The following is a 16,010-nucleotide window of genomic DNA, read 5'->3' as shown; positions in this document are numbered from 1 at the left end:
CTGTGCCTTTCAGGGGAGCGGAGTTCCGTACATCGTATGTTCACGTACGGAACAAAGCCTCTCAGGCCCAGTATTCCTGGAGGTGAAGACCGGGTTGCCGTGGGCTTTCACGACGCGGTTGTGTCGACCTTCACACGCGCGGCCACCGGAAAATGGTCGCTCCCGGTCTCCGGCAGCGTCCACGAGGTGACCGGCTCGATGCCCTTCACCAGGATCTGGTCGATCCGCGCCATCGGGAACGACGCGGGCCAGCTGAACCCGAACCCGCTGCCCGCCGCGCCCTGCGTGGAGCGCATCTGGGAGGTGACGGCGTTCAGCGCACGGTCGTTCATCGTGCCGTTGAGGTCGCCGAGCAGCACGCTGCGGGGCAGCTTCTCGTCGGCGATGGCCTCGCCCAGCGCGTTGGCGCTCTTGTCGCGCTGGCGGGCGGTGAACCCGGCCTCCATCTTCACCCGCACCGACGGCAGGTGGGCGACGTACACCGCGACCTGCCCGGAGGGCGTGGTCACCGCGGCGCGCATGGCCCGCGTCCAGCCCAGCTTGATGTCGACGGCCCGCACGCCGGTCAGCGGGTACTTGCTCCACAGCCCGACCGTGCCCTGCACCGAGTGGTACTTGTACGTCGACGCCAGGGCCTTCTCGTACACCGGCACCGCCGTCGCGGTCAGCTCCTGCAGGGCCACGACGTCCGCGCCGGAGGCGGCCACGTCGCGGGCGGTGCCGGACGGGTCGGGGTTCTCGGCGTTGACGTTGTGCGTGGCGACCGTGAGGTCGCCGCCGGCAGAGGTCTTGTCGGTGAGCAGACCGCCGAAGAGGTTCAGCCACACCCCCGCGGGCAGCACCACCGCGATCAGCGCGGTCGCGGACTTGCGCACCACGGCGATCAGCACCAGCAGCGGGACGAAGAGCCCGAGCCAGGGCAGGAAGGTCTCGGTGAGGCTGCCGAGGTTGCCGATGGCGTTCGGGATCTGCGCGTGCAGCAGCATGACGAGAGCGAGCAGTACCGCGACGACGGCGGTGACGATGCCCCGGCGCCAGATCCGCGGGTCACCGCGCCAGCCGGTGACGAGCCGCTCCAGCAGACGCCGGAACCGGTTTCCCCGGCGCTCGGGTCCCGAGCCGCCGCTGTCCGTCTCCGTCATGTACGCCTGCTGCGCCATACCGTCGCCTCACTGCCTGCCGTGCACACCATCGTCCCCCGCGCTTACGACCCTAGGGGATGATCGGTTCTGTTCCTGCCGTCCCATGACGGCCGTACGGGCACCATGACGTACAAGTCGGCTTTCGGAGTTCCGGTCACGGACACGGAAAGCGCGCTCTGTGACGAAACACGCACATGGCCGCTACCCCGAGGGCGAACTGACGGGCGGTGAGCTGACGGGCCGTAGCCCTTCGAGCAGGGTGTCGACGATCTGCTCGGACAGGTCGTCCGGCAGATCCGCGTCCGGCCGCATGACGGAGCGCAGCAGCATCGGGCCCACGAACAGGTCGTTGAGCAGTTCCACGTCGACGTCCTCGCGGAGTTCGCCGTTGCGCTGGCCCCGGCGCAGCACCTCGATGCCGAGCCTGCGCCGGGGGGCGACCACGAGGTTGTGGTACGCCGCCCAGATCTTGGGGCTGCTCTTCATCTGGGCGTGCACGTTGTGCAGGATCACCGAGGAGCGGCTGACCAGGCCGCGCCGCCGCAGCGACTCCAGCAGGACGACGAGGTCGTCGCGCATGGAGGTACCGGGCAGTTCGGCGTCGGGGGGTTCGGCGGCGCGGACGACGTCGACGAACAGCTCCTCCTTGCCGCTCCAGCGGCGGTAGATGGCGGCCTTGCCGACGCCGGCGGTCCGGGCGATCCGCTCGATGGAGAGCTCCGCGAGCGGCACGCCCTCCTCCAGCAGCCTCATCACGCCCTCGATGATGGCGCGCTCCACGGCCTCACTGCGGGGGCGGCCCCGGACGGGGCTGGTCTTGCTGTCAGCGAGGTTCACGTGTGCGTTCCTTCCGTGTTCCGGGGATTGTCCCTTACTTCGGGTCCTGTGTTCTCCCTGGCAGGAACAGCGCCACGACCACCGCTCCGATCACCGCCACCGCGGCACCTCCGAGCGCCGTGACATGCATGGCGTGCAGGAAGGATTCGTTGGCCTGGGCGATCAGCGGCTTCGCGTCGGGGCCGAGCCTCGCCGCCACGGCCAGCGTCGACTCGATGGACTCGCCCGCCGTGTGGCGCAGCCCGGGAGGCACGGCGCCGAGATCCCCCTCGATCGACGAGCGGTAGGACGTGGACAGCACCGAGCCGAGGACCGCGATGCCGAGGGCGCCGCCGACCTGGCGGAAGGTGTTGCTGAGCGCGGAGGCGGAACCGGCCTTCTCGCGGGGCAGGGACTGCATGATGACGACGCTGACCGGGGTCATGATGTGCGCCATGCCGGTGCCCATGAGGAAGAAGATCACCTCAAGGATCCAGATCGGGGTGTCCGCGTCCAGCGTGGCGAACGCCGCCAGCATCGCCGCGATCAGCGCCATGCCGGCGGTCGTGGTGGCCCGGTTGCCGAAGCGGTCCACCAGCAGCCGGGCGCGCGGCGCGAAGACGAGCTGCGCGGCGGCGAGCGGCAGCAACAGCAGACCGGTCTCCAGCGGGGAGTAGCCGCGCACGCTCTGGGTGTAGAAGACGGAGAAGAAGGTCACGCCCATCAGCGCGAAGAAGACCAGCGCGATGGCGGCGATCGCGGCCGAGAAGACCTTGTCGCGGAAGTAGCCGACATCGATGGACGGATGGTCGCTGCGCTTCTCGAACACCACGAAGGCCACGAGGACGGCGAGACCGGCGGCGATCGTCCCCAGCACGGTGACGTCCGTGAAGTCGGCCAGCTCGCCGCCGCGGATGATGCCGTAGACGAGAAGGACCAGGCCGACGACGGACAGGGTGACGCCGACGGGGTCGACGCGGCCGGGGTTCGGGTCGCGGGAGTCCGGGACCAGCCAGATCATCAGGGCGAGCGCGAGCAGCACGATGGGGACGTTGACGAGGAAGACCGAGCCCCACCAGAAGTGGTCGAGCAGCACGCCGCCGGTGATCGGGCCGATGGCGATGGCGAGGCCGACGCCGCCGGCCCAGATGCCGATGGCCTTGGGCTGCTCGTCGCGCTCGAAGACGTTCATGAGGACGGCGAGGGTGGCCGGCATGACGAAGGCGGCGCCGAGGCCCATCACCGCGCGGAAGCCGATGAGCTCGCCCGGCGATCCGGCGAAGGCGGCGAGCGCGGAGCCGGCGCCGAAGACGACGAGGCCGCCGAGGAGGACCTTCTTGCGCCCGAGCCGGTCACCCAGCAGCCCCGCGCTGAACAGCAGGCCCGCGAAGACGAGGGTGTAGGCGTTGATCGCCCACTCCAGCTCGCTCTGGGTGGCGCCGAGGCCGGTCGGGGCCGGGGTCGAGATCGTCTTGACGGCGACGTTCAGGATCGAGTTGTCCAGCACCACGATCAGCAGACTCAGCATGAGCACGCCGAGGATGGCCCAGCGGCGGCGGTGCACCGCTTCCGGTATCCGGGGTACGGGGGGAGCGGAAGTAGTCATGCCGTCCAGACTAGGAGACTTACGATACGGGCCCGTGTCGTATCGTAAGTCTCTTACTCGGCTCTTACGCGGGTCGAGCGTGACCGGGGTCCCCCTAGCCGCGTCTGGCACGAGGTGCCACCATGGAGGGGATCCGGGGACGCCGTCAGGGCGCCACGAGATGACGTAAGGAGCCGTTGCCATGACGCAGCTTTCGGCTGCCCAGAACACGCCTTCCGGCGGCAGCAAAGCGCTGTACGGGGGGAAGGGCACCCGCCGCATCACCGTTCGGGACATCGCCGCCGCCAAGGAGCGGGGCGAGAAGTGGCCCATGCTCACCGCCTACGACGCGATGACCGCGTCCGTCTTCGACGAGGCCGGGATCCCGGTCATGCTCGTCGGGGACTCGGCGGGCAACTGCCACCTCGGGTACGACACCACCGTGCCCGTCACGCTCGACGAGATGACCATGCTGTCGGCCGCCGTCGTACGGGGCACCTCGCGCGCCCTGATCGTCGGCGACCTGCCCTTCGGGTCGTACCAAGAAGGCCCGGTGCACGCGCTGCGCTCGGCGACGCGGCTGGTGAAGGAGGCGGGCGTCGGCGCGGTGAAGCTGGAGGGCGGCGAGCGCTCGCACCGCCAGATCGAGCTGCTGGTCGAGTCCGGCATCCCGGTGATGGCCCACATCGGCCTGACCCCGCAGTCCGTCAACGCCATGGGCTACCGCGTCCAGGGCCGCGGCGAGGAGGCGGCGGCACAGCTGCTGCGCGACGCCAAGGCCGTCCAGGACGCGGGCGCCTTCGCGGTCGTCCTGGAACTGGTCCCCGCGGAACTCGCGGCCGAGGTCACCCGGGTCCTGCACATCCCGACGGTCGGCATCGGCGCGGGCGCCGAGACGGACGCCCAGGTCCTGGTCTGGACGGACATGATGGGCCTGACCGGCGGCCGGGTCCCCAAGTTCGTCAAGCAGTACGCCGACCTGCGCGAGGTCATGGGCAACGCGGCGAAGGCGTTCGCGGAGGACGTCGTCGGCGGGACGTTCCCGCTGGAGGAGCACTCCGTCCACTAGAGCCACAGCGGCACAGAGGCAGCCCGCCGATTTCCCCCGTCGGCGGGCTGCTGCCGTGGTGGGCGAGGTCAGGCCGCCGCCTGCGCCCGTGCACGGTTGCGGATGTCCTGCCGTACGACACGTCGGCGCCGGGACGGCATGCCTGCCGTCGGGTTGGCGACGCCCCAGGCCGCGCCCTTGCAGATCAGCGACCCAGGGCGGCTTCGCCGCCCGCCGTGGGGCGGGTAAATGGGCAGGGCGGATGCCCCGTAGCCCTTGATCAACACGGCGCCGCGGGGTGGCAGCGCAGGAGGCGAGGTCAGCTACCTGCACTTTTGCCCGCGCCGGTTCGTATTTACGCGTCAGTTCCTTGTAGAGGGCGGCCACGGCCCGTCAGGGCCCGGTCGACCGCTCGGTCGTCGGCTGTGACGAACTGGATCAGGCCCTCCTTGCGGCCGAGCGAGATGCACTGCTGGAAGTAGCGGATGGAGACGCTGGGGACCTTGGTGCCGGCGAAGACGGGCGGCGATGGCGTCGGCGGCCTGCCAGGCCATGGGGACGCCCGAGGCCCAGGACATGCGCAGGGGCTTGTCCTCGGGGCCGATCGCCAGCGCGGCGTCGCCCACGGCGTACACGTCCGGGCGGGAGACCGAGCGCATCGAGGCAATGGCCTCCAGCCGGGGCCGGGCAGCCTCGAACCGGTCCACGTCACTCATGATCAGCGCCATGGTCGCGATCGTAGTCACCCCGGGGCCGAACGGGAGGCGGGATCACATGACGTGACGAAGCGCCACTACGCCGTCTCCCGCCACCCGTTGGTGATCGGCAGCCGCCGGTCCTTGCCGAAGCCCTTCGGGGAGATCTTCGTGCCCGGCGGGTACTGGCGGCGCTTGTACTCGGCCGTGTCGACCATGCGGAGGGTCTTGGTGACCAGGGCCGGGTCGAAGCCCGCTGCCACGATGACGTCGGCGCCCTCGTCGCGGTCGACATAGCGCTCCAGGATCGCGTCCAGAACCGGGTAGTCGGGGAGGGAGTCCGTGTCCACCTGGCCCGGGCGGAGTTCCGCGCTCGGGGGCTTGCTGATCGAGTTCTCGGGGATCGGCGGCGTCTGGCCGCGCTCCGCCGCCGCTCGGTTGCGCCACTCGGCGAGGCGGAAGATCGACGTCTTGTAGACGTCCTTGATCGGCCCGTACGCGCCCACCGAGTCGCCGTACAGCGTCGAATAGCCCACCGCCAGCTCCGACTTGTTGCCGGGGGCGAGGACGATATGGCCCTCCTGGTTGGAGATCGCCATCAGCAGGGTGCCGCGCAGGCGGGACTGGAGGTTCTCCTCCGCCAGGCCCGTGAGCTCTGTCGACGCCATGTACGCGTCGAACATCGGCTCGATCGGAACCGTCCGGAAGTTCAGGCCCGTCCGCCGCGCCAGTTCCGCCGCGTCGCCCTTGGAGTGCTCGGAGGAGTACTTCGACGGCATCGAGACGCCGTACACGTTCTGCGCGCCCACCGCGTCGCACGCGATGGCCGCGACCAGCGCCGAGTCGATGCCGCCGGACAGGCCGATCAGGACCGACCGGAAGCCGTTCTTGGCGACGTACGCCCGCAGGCCCACGACCAGCGCCGAGTAGACCTCCTCGTCGTCGTCCAGGCGGTCGGCGTAACCGCCCGCGAGCTCCGGCTCGTACGCGGGGACCGGGTCCTCGGAGAGGATCACGCGGTCGATGCGCAGTCCGTCGTCCACCACTCCCGTCGGAGCGTCCGTCCGCGCCGCCGGCAGGTCGAGGTCCAGGACCACACAGCCCTCCGCGAACTGCGGTGCCCGCGCGATCACTTCGCCGCTCGCGTCGACCACGATCGAGTCGCCGTCGAAGACCAGCTCGTCCTGACCGCCGATCATGGCGAGGTAGGCGGTGGTGCAGCCCGCCTCCTGGGCGCGCTTGCGGACCAGTTCGAGGCGGGTGTCGTCCTTGTTGCGCTCGTACGGCGAGGCGTTGATCGAGACCAGCAGCCCGGCCCCGGCCGAACGCGCCGCCGGCACCCGGCCGCCGTCCTGCCACAGGTCCTCGCAGATGGCGAGGGCCACGTCCACGCCGTGCACGCGCACCACCGGCATGGTGTCGCCGGGCACGAAGTAGCGGAACTCGTCGAAGACGCCGTAGTTGGGGAGATGGTGCTTGGCGTACGTCAGCACCACCTCGCCGCGGTGCAGCACGGCCCCCGCGTTCCTCGGGGCGCCGGCCGGCTGGCCGTACTTCGGCTGGGCCGTCTCGGAGCGGTCGAGGTAGCCGACGACGACCGGCAGCTCCCCGAAGCCCTCCTCGGCGAGCCGGGCGGCCAGCTCGCGCAGGGCCGCGCGGGAGGCCTCCACGAAGGAGGACCTGAGGGCCAGGTCCTCGACGGGATACCCGGTCAGCGCCATCTCGGGGAACACCACGAGATGCGCTCCCTGCTCGGCGGAGTGCCGGGTCCAGCGGACGATCGTCTCGGTGTTGCCGGCGAGGTCACCGACCCGTGAGTCGATCTGGTTCAGGGCGAGGCGAAGTTGAGGCACGCGCCCAGTGTAATCGTCAGAGCGACGCGATGGGGTGGTGAGGGGGTGTGGGCCAGCCCACCCCGCGCTAGGGGGTGTTTTGAAAGTCCCGCACAGCACCCACGGCGCCCGGCACGCACCCTCGCCGCACCGGCCAAAGACCCAAGTACGTCCAGTACGAGGGCCTTCGTCCGGCACGCCGAGGGCACGCACCGAACACCGCGGGCACCGCACAGGACTTTCAAAACACCCCCTAGGGCCTGTCCGGCGGATCAGGCCGGCTGCGAGAACGGTGCATGTCAGCGGGGCCGAGCGGGGTCTGGTGCGTGCAGCTGCAAGGCGGAGGAGGGAGTCGACCGGAGCGTCGGCGAGTGACGACAACGCGGCTGGGGGTCCCCCCCTCTGGGGGTCCCCCCTCTGGGGGAGTGCGTGCCAGACCCCGCCACGCCGGCATGATCCGCCGGACAGGCCCTACGGCCGGGCCTTCGCGCCCCGGTCCTTGAGCATCCCCGCCATCAACTGGATCTCCGACTCCAGACCGTTGACCACGGTCTGCGAGAGCCGCTTCTCCACCTTGACCTCGCAGCGCTTCACACAGGCCTCGGCCATGTGGATGCCGCCCTTGTGGGTGGTCGGTCATGAGCTGGAGGAAGAACACCTCCGCCTGCTCGCCGCTCAGGCTCTCCAGCTTCTTCATCTCGGTGCTCGTCGCCATGCCGGGCATCAGCGCGCCGTCCTCGCCGGAGGCCATGGAGCCCCTGTCCATCCAGGTCATCGGCGGGTCCGACGACACCTTCGGCAGCTCCCACAGATCGAGCCAGCCCAGCAGCATCCCGCGCTGGTTGGCCTGCGTCTGCGCGATGTCGTACGCCAGGCGCCGCACCTCTTCGTCGTCCGTGCGGTCGCGCACGATGTACGACAGCTCCACGGCCTGCTGGTGGTGCACCGCCATGTCCCGCGCGAACCCCGCGTCGGCGGAGCCGGCGGCGGGGGCCGCGTCCGAGCCCCCGCCCTCGGCCACGGTGTACGTGATCGCGCCGGCCGCGACGGGCACCGCCGCCGCGGTCCCCGCGATCCAGCCGACGTGCTTCCTCACTGCGCCTTACCGCCCGTGCACGTGGCGCCCGGCTCGGGCGTCTGCTCGCCCTGGACGTACTTCTCGAAGAACGTGTCGAGGTTCGGGTCGCTCGCCCCCGTCACCGTGCGCTGCGCGCCCCACGCCGACAGCATGATCGGCGACTTCTGGCACCCGACAGGTGCTCGGCGCGGGGCGGCGATAATTTGAAGCGCAGATGCGCATTATCTACGCTGCTGATATGCGGCTGCTGCGCTCCACCGACCTCGCCCTGCGGGTCCTCATGCGACTCGCCGTCGCCGACGGCTCCACTCCCACCACGCGCGAGGTTGCCGCGGACATGGACATGCCGTACACGCACGCCGCGAAGGTCGTCGCCGAACTCCAGCACCAAGGCCTGGTCGATGCCCGCCGGGGCCGGGGCGGCGGCCTGGCGCTCACCGAGGAGGGCCGTACGGCGTCGGTGGGCGCCGTGGTCCGCTCCTTCGAGGGCGACGGGGACGTGGTCGACTGCGAGGGCACCACCCCCTGCCCCCTGCACTCCGCCTGCCGCCTGCGCGGCGCCCTGCGCCGGGCCCAGGAGGCGTTCTTCGCCTCGCTGGACCCGCTGACGGTGGGGGACATGGTCGCCGCGCCCACGGGACCGCTGCTGCTGGAGATCGGGCGGCCTAGCTCTCCCGCGTGAGCCAGAGGTCGGGCCCGAACACCTCGTAGCGGATGTCGGCCGCCGCCACGCCCTTCCCGAGCAACTGTGCCCGCACCGCCCGCATGAAGGGGAGCGGGCCGCACAGGTACGCGCGCGTGCCTGGTGCTACGGGGATCTCCGTGAGGTCGACCCGGCCCGCGCGGGTGCCTTCGGGGGCGCCCTCCTCGTACCAGAAGTGGAGCTTCGAGTCCGGGAGTTTGGTCGCGTAGGTCTCCTGGTCGGTGCGCAGGGCGTGGGTGGTGGGGGAGCGGTCGGCGTGGACGACCGTGACCCGCCAGGCATGGCCGTCCTGGGCGAGCTGGGCCAGCATGGCGATCATCGGGGTCACGCCGATTCCGGCGGAGGCGAGCAGGAGGGGCCGGTCCGTCACCTCGTCCAGGGTCAGGTCGCCGCAGGGGGCGGACAGCTCAAGGATGCTTCCCTCGTGCACGCGCGCGTGCAGGTGGGCGGAGACCTCGCCCCCGGACTCCCGCTTCACACTGATCTGGCGCAGCGTCGAACCCGGCGCGCCGGACAGGCTGTACTGCCGTATCTGCCGGGCGCCGTCCGGGAGTTCGACGCGTACGGAGACGTACTCGCCGGCGCGGAAGTCGGCGACCGGGCCGCCGTCCAGCGGGCGCAGCCGGAGGGTGATGACGTCGGGCGTCTCCTGGACGCGTTCCACCACCTCCCACTGCCGCCGGCCGGGCTCGCGGGAGTCCTCGTACAGCCGCTTCTCCATGGCGATGAGCGCGAGAGCCATCAGCCAGTAGACCTCGTCCCAGGCGGCCGCGACCTCGGGGGTGACGGCCCCGCCGAGGACGTCGGCGATGGCGGCGAACAGGTGCTCGTGGACGAGCGCGTACTGCTCGGGCGCCACGCCCAGGGAGGCGTGCTTGTGGGTGATGCGGGCGAGCATGGCGTCGGGCCGCTCGTCCGGGTGCTCGACCAGGTACGTGGCGAAGGCGGCGATGGAACCGGCCAGGGCCCGGCGCTGGGTGCCGGACGCCTGGTTGCCGCGGTTGAAGAGGTCGCGCAACAGGTCGGGGCGGGCGGCGAACAGGCCCGCGTAGAAGCGCTCGGTGATCTCGTCCAGGGCGGCGCCCACGGCGGGGAGGGTGGCTCGGACGGTGGCGGCGGACTGTTCGGACAGCATCGAGGAACTCCTTCGGCTCTCGGCTCGACGGGCAGCCGCCATTAAAACTCGCATCTCAGATACCAATTAACCCGGGGGTGCGGTCGAGGCAGCCGACGGCGGCCGGGCATTACGGATGTCAGCCCGAGCAGGCAAGATGGGCGGCAGAGCGGTACACCCGCGGTGCGCCGGGCGTTCAGGCCGAGGTCGGCTTGCCGATCAAGGTCGGCAACGCGCGCGAAACGGTGTTGTGGTGTGATGCTCAGGTGCCCGACCGACTTACCGCACTGCGCGGGACAGTCGGCCTGACCAGCAAGGATGGGGAAGCGGAAGATGGACAAGCAGCAGGAGTTCGTGCTCCGTACGTTGGAGGAGCGCGACATCCGGTTCGTACGCCTGTGGTTCACGGACGTGCTGGGCTTCCTCAAGTCCGTCGCCGTGGCCCCGGCCGAGCTTGAACAGGCCTTCGACGAGGGCATCGGCTTCGACGGCTCGGCCATCGAGGGCTTCGCCCGGGTCTACGAGTCCGACATGATCGCCAAGCCGGACCCCTCCACCTTCCAGGTCCTGCCCTGGCGCGCGGAGACCCCCGGCACCGCCCGGATGTTCTGCGACATCCTGATGCCGGACGGCTCCCCGTCCTTCGCGGACCCGCGCTATGTCCTCAAGCGTGCCCTCGCCCGCACCTCGGACCTGGGCTTCACCTTCTACACCCACCCCGAGATCGAGTTCTTCCTGCTGAAGGACCGCCCCCTCGACGGCTCCCGCCCCATCCCGGCCGACAACTCCGGCTACTTCGACCACACCCCGACCAATGTCGGCATGGACTTCCGCCGCCAGGCGATCACCATGCTGGAGTCGATGGGCATCTCGGTGGAGTTCTCCCACCACGAGGGCGCGCCGGGCCAGCAGGAGATCGACCTGCGCTACGCCGACGCGCTGTCGACCGCGGACAACATCATGACCTTCCGCCTGGTCATGAAGCAGGTGGCGCTGGAGCAGGGCGTGCAGGCGACGTTCATGCCGAAGCCGTACTCGGAGCACCCGGGCAGCGGTATGCACACCCACCTCTCGCTCTTCGAGGGCGACCGGAACGCGTTCTACGAGTCGGGCTCCGAGTACCAGCTCTCCAAGGTCGGCCGCTCCTTCATCGCGGGCCTGCTGAAGCACGCCGCGGAGATCTCCGCCGTCACCAACCAGTGGGTGAACTCCTACAAGCGCATCTGGGGCGGCTCCGAGCGGACGGCGGGCGCGGGCGGCGAGGCGCCGTCGTACATCTGCTGGGGCCACAACAACCGCAGCGCGCTCGTCCGCGTCCCGATGTACAAGCCCGGCAAGACCGGCTCCGCGCGCGTGGAGGTCCGCTCCCTGGACTCCGGCGCCAACCCGTACCTGGCGTACGCGGTGCTGCTCGCCGCCGGACTCAAGGGCATCGAGGAGGGCTACGAGCTCCCTCCGGGCGCCGAGGACGACGTCTGGGCCCTCTCCGACGCCGAGCGCCGCGCGATGGGCATCGAGCCGCTCCCGCAGAACCTCGGCGAGGCCCTGACCCTCATGGAACGCAGCGACCTGGTCGCCGAGACGCTCGGCGAGCACGTCTTCGACTTCTTCCTGCGCAACAAGCGCCAGGAGTGGGAGGAGTACCGCTCCGAGGTCACGGCCTTTGAGCTGCGGAAGAACCTGCCTGTGCTGTAGCCGCCTGCCCGACTCGCGCAGCCCCACATCCTGACGTAGGGTGTGGGGCTTTTCATGTCAATTGCCTTATATATCCCGACTCAGGTGATTCTGGAGAGAAACGTGAGCCGGCAAGAGGCGACAGTCCGGAACGCTCGGCCGGCAGCCGACTTGTAAGGGCGGCGGGCTCGAACAGGAGACGGAGAACCGGAACCCCGCGGGCCACGCCCCTGGAGGACACAACTGACCAACCCGGAATCACGGGAAAACCAGCGGAGACGGCCCGGGCGGGCCGCCCCCTCCGTGCGCTACGACGGCTGAGCGGCCTCGTCCGACAGATGCTTGTGCAGGGGCTTGCCGGCCCTGACGCGGTACTCCTGGATCGACCAGCCGTTGCCGTCGGGGTCCGTGAAGTACATGAACGTCGCGCCGTCGTCCGGCGAGTACTGGACCGGGTCCGACACCTCCAGGCCCCGCTCCACCAGCTCCGCGTGCGCCGCCTTGATGTCCGCCACGCACAGCTGGAGACCCTGGTAGGAGCCGGGCTCCGGCTTGGTCTCGCCCTTGGTCAGATCCCAGATGCTGTCGCCCAGCGCGATCGAACAGCCGGAGCCGGGCGGCGTCAGCTGGACGATCCGCATCCCGGGCATGACCTCCTGGTCGATGTCGACGTGGAAACCGACCTTGTCACGGTAGAAGTCCCTGGCTCGGTCGATGTCGCTCACGGGCAGCGGGATCACTTCAAGGGTGAAGTCCATCGCTATTCCTCCCTGGAGAATCGCCAACGGGTCTGGCTGAACGGCTCACCCTTACCGAAGCGGAAAACGATGCTCTGCGCCACGCGAGGAGCAGGTTCCGCTACTTTCAGGCCACCGGCGTCGCTGGGGGCCGGTGCCCCAGACCCCCGTTTCGGCCGTGAAGGGGCCTCCTCAAACGCCGGACGGGCTGAGTGATGCTGCCCTGCGTCGCGCAGATACGGGCGTACCCAGTCCCGCCGCAGCCGCGTACGGCGGGAAGGGGACGTGTCGGGGGGTGTCCGCCCGCAGCGTCCGGCGTCCGGCACCGGCGCCTGACCGAGCAGCAGAGCCGCCGGACCGAGGACGGACACCCCGGCGCGGCCCCGGCCCACCAACCGGCAGCAGGCGCTACGCGTACCCCCAAGCACCGCAGAGGCCGCCGCAGGCATCCCGCCAAAGCCCAGCGCAGCGGTTACGCTCGACCGCGTACGACCTTGATCGGACGGGAGGCCGAGGATGACGGCGCCGGGGCGCAGGAGCAGTACCTTCACGCGGCTGCTGCGGCACGGCTTCACCGATCCGAGCGCCGCCGAGCGGCTGCTGGACGCCCCGGAACTGGCGCCCGTACGCGATGACCCGGTGCTGCTGGAGGCCCTCGGTGCCACCGCCGACCCGGATCTCGCCCTGCACGGTCTCGTACGGCTCCTCGAGGCGCAGCACGGCCGGGAGCTGCTGGACACAGTGATAGCCGCCAAGCCGCTGCGCGACCGCCTCCTCGGCGTGCTCGGCGCCTCCGCCGCGCTCGCCGAACACCTCGCCAGGCACTCCGACGACTGGCGGGCCCTGGTCACCTACGAGCCCCGGGATCTGCACCCCGGCGTCGCCGAGTTCGAGCGCGGCCTGGCCGAGGCCACCGACCCCGTCTCGCTGCGCGTCGCCTACCGGCGCTGTCTGCTGTCCATCGCCGCCCGTGACGTGTGCGGCACCACCGATGTCGGCGAGTCCGCCGCCGAACTCGCCGACCTCGCCACCGCGACTCTGCGCGCCGCACTCGCCATCGCCGGCGCCGCCGCGCCCGACGACGCCGCCGCGTGCCGGCTCGCGGTGATCGCGATGGGCAAGTGCGGGGGCCATGAACTGAATTACGTCTCCGACGTCGACGTCATCTTCGTCGGCGAGGCGGCGGAGGGCGCCGACGAGGGCAAGGCCCTCAGAGCGGCCACCAAGCTCGCCTCGCACATGATGCGGATCTGCTCGGAGACCACCGTCGAGGGCTCGATCTGGCCCGTCGACGCCAATCTGCGTCCCGAGGGCAGAAACGGCCCGCTGGTGCGCACGCTCTCCAGCCACCTCGCCTACTACCAGCGCTGGGCGAAGACCTGGGAGTTCCAGGCGCTGCTCAAGGCCCGCCCGGTGGCCGGTGACATCGAGCTCGGCGAGGAGTACGTCGCCGCCCTCGAACCCCTGGTCTGGAAGGCCGCCGAGCGCGAGAACTTCGTCGCCGACGTGCAGAAGATGCGGCGCCGGGTGGTGGAGAACATCCCCGTCGCCGAACTCGACCGCCAGCTCAAGCTCGGCCCCGGCGGCCTGAGGGACGTCGAATTCGCCGTACAGCTCCTGCAGTTGGTGCACGGACGGGCCGATGTCTCACTGCGCAGCGGCACCACCCTGGCCGCCCTGAAGGCTCTCGCCGCGGGCGGCTACGTCGGCCGTGACGATGCCGCCCAACTGGACGCCGCCTACCGCTTCCTGCGCTCCATGGAGCACCGTATCCAGCTCTACCGGCTGCGCAGGACCCACCTCGTCCCCGAGGACGAGGCCGATCTGCGCCGCATCGGCCGCTCGCTCGGGCTGCGCAGCGACCCGGTGGCCGACCTCAACCGCGAGTGGCGGCGGCACGCCTCCGTCGTACGCCGCCTGCACGAGAAGCTCTTCTACCGGCCGCTGCTCGACGCGGTCGCCCAACTCGCCCCTGGCGAGGCCCGGTTGAGCAGCGAGGCGGCTCGCGAACGGCTCGTCGCGCTCGGCTACGGCGACCCCGCCGCCGCCCTGCGCCACCTGGAGGCACTCGCCTCCGGCGTCACCCGCAAGGCCGCCATCCAACGCACTCTGCTGCCCGTCCTGTTGGGCTGGTTCGCCGACTCCGCCGACCCCGACGCGGGCCTGCTCAACTTCCGCAAGGTCTCCGACGCCCTCGGCAAGACCCCTTGGTATCTGCGGCTGCTCAGGGACGAGGGCGCGGCGGCGGAGAACCTCGCCCGCGTCCTGTCCGCCGGGCGCCTCGCCCCCGACCTCCTCATGCGCGCTCCCGAGGCGGTGGCCCTGCTCGGCGACGGTGACGGCGGCGGCCTCGAACCCCGCCCCCGTGCCCACCTGGAACAGGAGATCCTCGCCGCGGTCGGCCGCGCCGACGGCGGCGCCCAGGCGGTCACCGCGGCCCGTGGCGTACGCCGCCGCGAGCTGTTCCGTACGGCAGCCGCCGACATCGTCGGCTCCTACGGCACCGAGGCCCAGCCCGCCGAGGCCGACCAGGGCGCCCTCGTGGACCGGGTCGGCGGCGCCGTCTCGGACCTGACCGCGGCGACGCTGGCCGGCACCCTGCGCGCGGTCGTCCGCGAGGGCTGGGGCGACACCCTGCCCACCCGGTTCGCGATCATCGGCATGGGCCGCTTCGGCGGCCACGAGCTCGGCTACGGCTCCGACGCGGACGTCCTGTTCGTCCACGAACCCCGCGACGGCGTCGACGAGCACGAGGCCGCCCAGGCCGCCAACCGCGTCGTCTCCGAAATGCGCCGCCTGCTCCAGATCCCGAGCGCCGACCCGCCCCTGCTGATCGACGCCGACCTGCGCCCCGAGGGCAAGTCGGGCCCGCTGGTGCGCACGCTGAAGTCCTACGAGGCCTACTACCGCCGCTGGTCCCTGGGCTGGGAGTCCCAGGCGCTGCTGCGGGCCGAGCCGGTCGCCGGGGACGAGGAGCTGGGCCGCCGTTTCGTCGAGCTGATCGACCCCCTGCGCTACCCGTCGGCCGGTCTCCCCGACGACGCGGTCCGCGAGATCCGCCGCCTGAAGGCCCGGATGGAATCCGAGCGCCTCCCGCGCGGCGCCGACCCCAAACTCCACACCAAGCTCGGCCCCGGCGGCCTCTCCGACGTCGAATGGACGGTCCAGCTCCTCCAGCTGCGCCACGGCGCCGCCGAGCCGGGCCTGCGCACCACGCGGACCCGGGCGGCACTGTCCGCGGCGGCCGCTGCCGGGCTGATCCCGGAGCAGGACGCGGCAATCCTCGACGAGGCGTGGGTCCTCGCCACGCGAGTGCGCAACGCCGTGATGCTGGTCCGCGGCCGCGCCGGCGACACCTTCCCCTCCGACGCCCGCGAACTCGCCGCGGTCGGCCGCTACCTCGGCTACGCCCCCGGCCGCGTCGGCGACATGCTCGACGACTACCGCCGCACGGCACGCCGGGCCCGTGGCGTGGTGGACGAGCTGTTCTACGCGGGCTAGGACAGGCCCTAGCTAGGGGGTGTTTTGAAAGTCCCGCACAGCACCCACGGCGCCCGGCACGCACCCTCGCCGCACCGGCCAAAGA

Annotated in this window: 11 protein-coding genes and 3 pseudogenes; 4 read left to right on the top strand and 10 right to left on the bottom strand. The window is 70.9% G+C overall.

What is annotated here, in order from left to right; translation table 11 throughout:
* Window positions 1–107: 107 nt before the first annotated feature.
* The 3 genes from RMT89_RS30410 to RMT89_RS30400 all read right to left on the bottom strand — a co-directional run bounded on the left by RMT89_RS30410 (window position 108) and on the right by RMT89_RS30400 (window position 3,564).
* Window positions 108–1,160, bottom strand: coding sequence for an endonuclease/exonuclease/phosphatase family protein (locus RMT89_RS30410; protein WP_315886985.1), 1,053 nt, complete (start codon window positions 1,158–1,160; stop codon window positions 108–110).
* 183 nt (window positions 1,161–1,343) lie between these two features.
* Window positions 1,344–1,979, bottom strand: coding sequence for a TetR/AcrR family transcriptional regulator (locus tag RMT89_RS30405; RefSeq protein WP_315886984.1), 636 nt, complete (start codon window positions 1,977–1,979; stop codon window positions 1,344–1,346).
* A gap of 34 nt (window positions 1,980–2,013) precedes the next feature.
* The gene (locus RMT89_RS30400; RefSeq protein WP_315886983.1) at window positions 2,014–3,564 is read right to left on the bottom strand and encodes an MFS transporter; all 1,551 of its coding nucleotides are present in this window, start codon (window positions 3,562–3,564) and stop codon (window positions 2,014–2,016) included.
* A gap of 181 nt (window positions 3,565–3,745) precedes the next feature.
* On the opposite strand from RMT89_RS30400, the gene panB reads away from it, so the two are divergent.
* Window positions 3,746–4,612 carry a 3-methyl-2-oxobutanoate hydroxymethyltransferase gene (gene panB, locus RMT89_RS30395; protein ID WP_315886982.1) on the top strand — a complete coding sequence of 289 codons (867 nt, stop codon included), beginning with the start codon at window positions 3,746–3,748 and terminating at the stop codon, window positions 4,610–4,612.
* Between the two features lie 68 nt (window positions 4,613–4,680).
* Here the strand turns inward: panB and RMT89_RS30390 are convergent, their stop codons facing one another.
* The 5 genes and pseudogenes from RMT89_RS30390 to RMT89_RS30370 all read right to left on the bottom strand — a co-directional run.
* Window positions 4,681–4,878, bottom strand: coding sequence for a hypothetical protein (locus RMT89_RS30390; RefSeq protein ID WP_315887025.1), 198 nt, complete (start codon window positions 4,876–4,878; stop codon window positions 4,681–4,683).
* A gap of 79 nt (window positions 4,879–4,957) precedes the next feature.
* A pseudogene (locus RMT89_RS30385) lies at window positions 4,958–5,253 on the bottom strand (oxidoreductase); the annotation flags it as partial.
* 131 nt (window positions 5,254–5,384) lie between these two features.
* Entirely contained in the window at window positions 5,385–7,139 is a 1,755-nt protein-coding gene (locus RMT89_RS30380) for an NAD+ synthase (protein ID WP_315886981.1), read from the bottom strand.
* 450 nt (window positions 7,140–7,589) lie between these two features.
* A pseudogene (locus RMT89_RS30375) lies at window positions 7,590–8,214 on the bottom strand (DUF305 domain-containing protein).
* Window positions 8,211–8,378: pseudogene (locus tag RMT89_RS30370) on the bottom strand (DUF3105 domain-containing protein); the annotation flags it as partial. The pseudogenes RMT89_RS30370 and RMT89_RS30375, both read right to left, overlap by 4 nt.
* 56 nt (window positions 8,379–8,434) lie before the next feature.
* On the opposite strand from RMT89_RS30370, the gene RMT89_RS30365 reads away from it, so the two are divergent.
* Complete coding sequence (locus RMT89_RS30365; protein WP_315887024.1) at window positions 8,435–8,878, top strand: Rrf2 family transcriptional regulator; 444 nt, start codon at window positions 8,435–8,437, stop codon at window positions 8,876–8,878.
* Here the strand turns inward: RMT89_RS30365 and RMT89_RS30360 are convergent.
* Window positions 8,862–10,034, bottom strand: coding sequence for a globin domain-containing protein (locus RMT89_RS30360; protein WP_315886980.1), 1,173 nt, complete (start codon window positions 10,032–10,034; stop codon window positions 8,862–8,864). The genes RMT89_RS30365 and RMT89_RS30360 overlap by 17 nt on opposite strands.
* Window positions 10,035–10,346: 312 nt before the next feature.
* On the opposite strand from RMT89_RS30360, the gene glnA reads away from it, so the two are divergent.
* Window positions 10,347–11,708, top strand: a complete 1,362-nt coding sequence (glnA, locus tag RMT89_RS30355; protein ID WP_315886979.1) for a type I glutamate--ammonia ligase — start codon at window positions 10,347–10,349, stop codon at window positions 11,706–11,708.
* A gap of 287 nt (window positions 11,709–11,995) precedes the next feature.
* Here glnA and RMT89_RS30350 read toward each other — a convergent pair whose 3' ends face one another.
* Window positions 11,996–12,445, bottom strand: coding sequence for a VOC family protein (locus tag RMT89_RS30350; RefSeq protein ID WP_315886978.1), 450 nt, complete (start codon window positions 12,443–12,445; stop codon window positions 11,996–11,998).
* Window positions 12,446–12,940: 495 nt separating this feature from the next.
* Here RMT89_RS30350 and RMT89_RS30345 point away from each other — a divergent pair, with 495 nt between their 5' ends.
* Window positions 12,941–15,925: a bifunctional [glutamine synthetase] adenylyltransferase/[glutamine synthetase]-adenylyl-L-tyrosine phosphorylase gene (locus RMT89_RS30345; protein ID WP_315886977.1), complete on the top strand. Its 2,985-nt coding sequence runs from the start codon at window positions 12,941–12,943 to the stop codon at window positions 15,923–15,925.
* Window positions 15,926–16,010 lie beyond the last annotated feature (85 nt).

The organism is Streptomyces sp. P17, from assembly GCF_032436805.1.
Lineage (GTDB): Bacteria > Actinomycetota > Actinomycetes > Streptomycetales > Streptomycetaceae > Streptomyces.
Note: the sequence above shows the minus strand (reverse complement) of the source record. Positions and strands in the feature narration are given on the sequence as shown.

Excerpts from the sequence above, each read along its gene's own strand:
- RMT89_RS30360 (WP_315886980.1), bottom strand. The coding sequence starts at position 10,034 with ATGCTGTCCGAACAGTCCGCCGCCACCGTCCGAGCCACCCTCCCCGCC.
- RMT89_RS30365 (WP_315887024.1), top strand. The coding sequence starts at position 8,435 with ATGCGGCTGCTGCGCTCCACCGACCTCGCCCTGCGGGTCCTCATGCGA.
- RMT89_RS30400 (WP_315886983.1), bottom strand. The coding sequence starts at position 3,564 with ATGACTACTTCCGCTCCCCCCGTACCCCGGATACCGGAAGCGGTGCAC.
- RMT89_RS30350 (WP_315886978.1), bottom strand. The coding sequence starts at position 12,445 with ATGGACTTCACCCTTGAAGTGATCCCGCTGCCCGTGAGCGACATCGAC.
- panB (WP_315886982.1), top strand. The coding sequence starts at position 3,746 with ATGACGCAGCTTTCGGCTGCCCAGAACACGCCTTCCGGCGGCAGCAAA.
- glnA (WP_315886979.1), top strand. The coding sequence starts at position 10,347 with ATGGACAAGCAGCAGGAGTTCGTGCTCCGTACGTTGGAGGAGCGCGAC.
- RMT89_RS30345 (WP_315886977.1), top strand. The coding sequence starts at position 12,941 with ATGACGGCGCCGGGGCGCAGGAGCAGTACCTTCACGCGGCTGCTGCGG.
- RMT89_RS30410 (WP_315886985.1), bottom strand. The coding sequence starts at position 1,160 with ATGGCGCAGCAGGCGTACATGACGGAGACGGACAGCGGCGGCTCGGGA.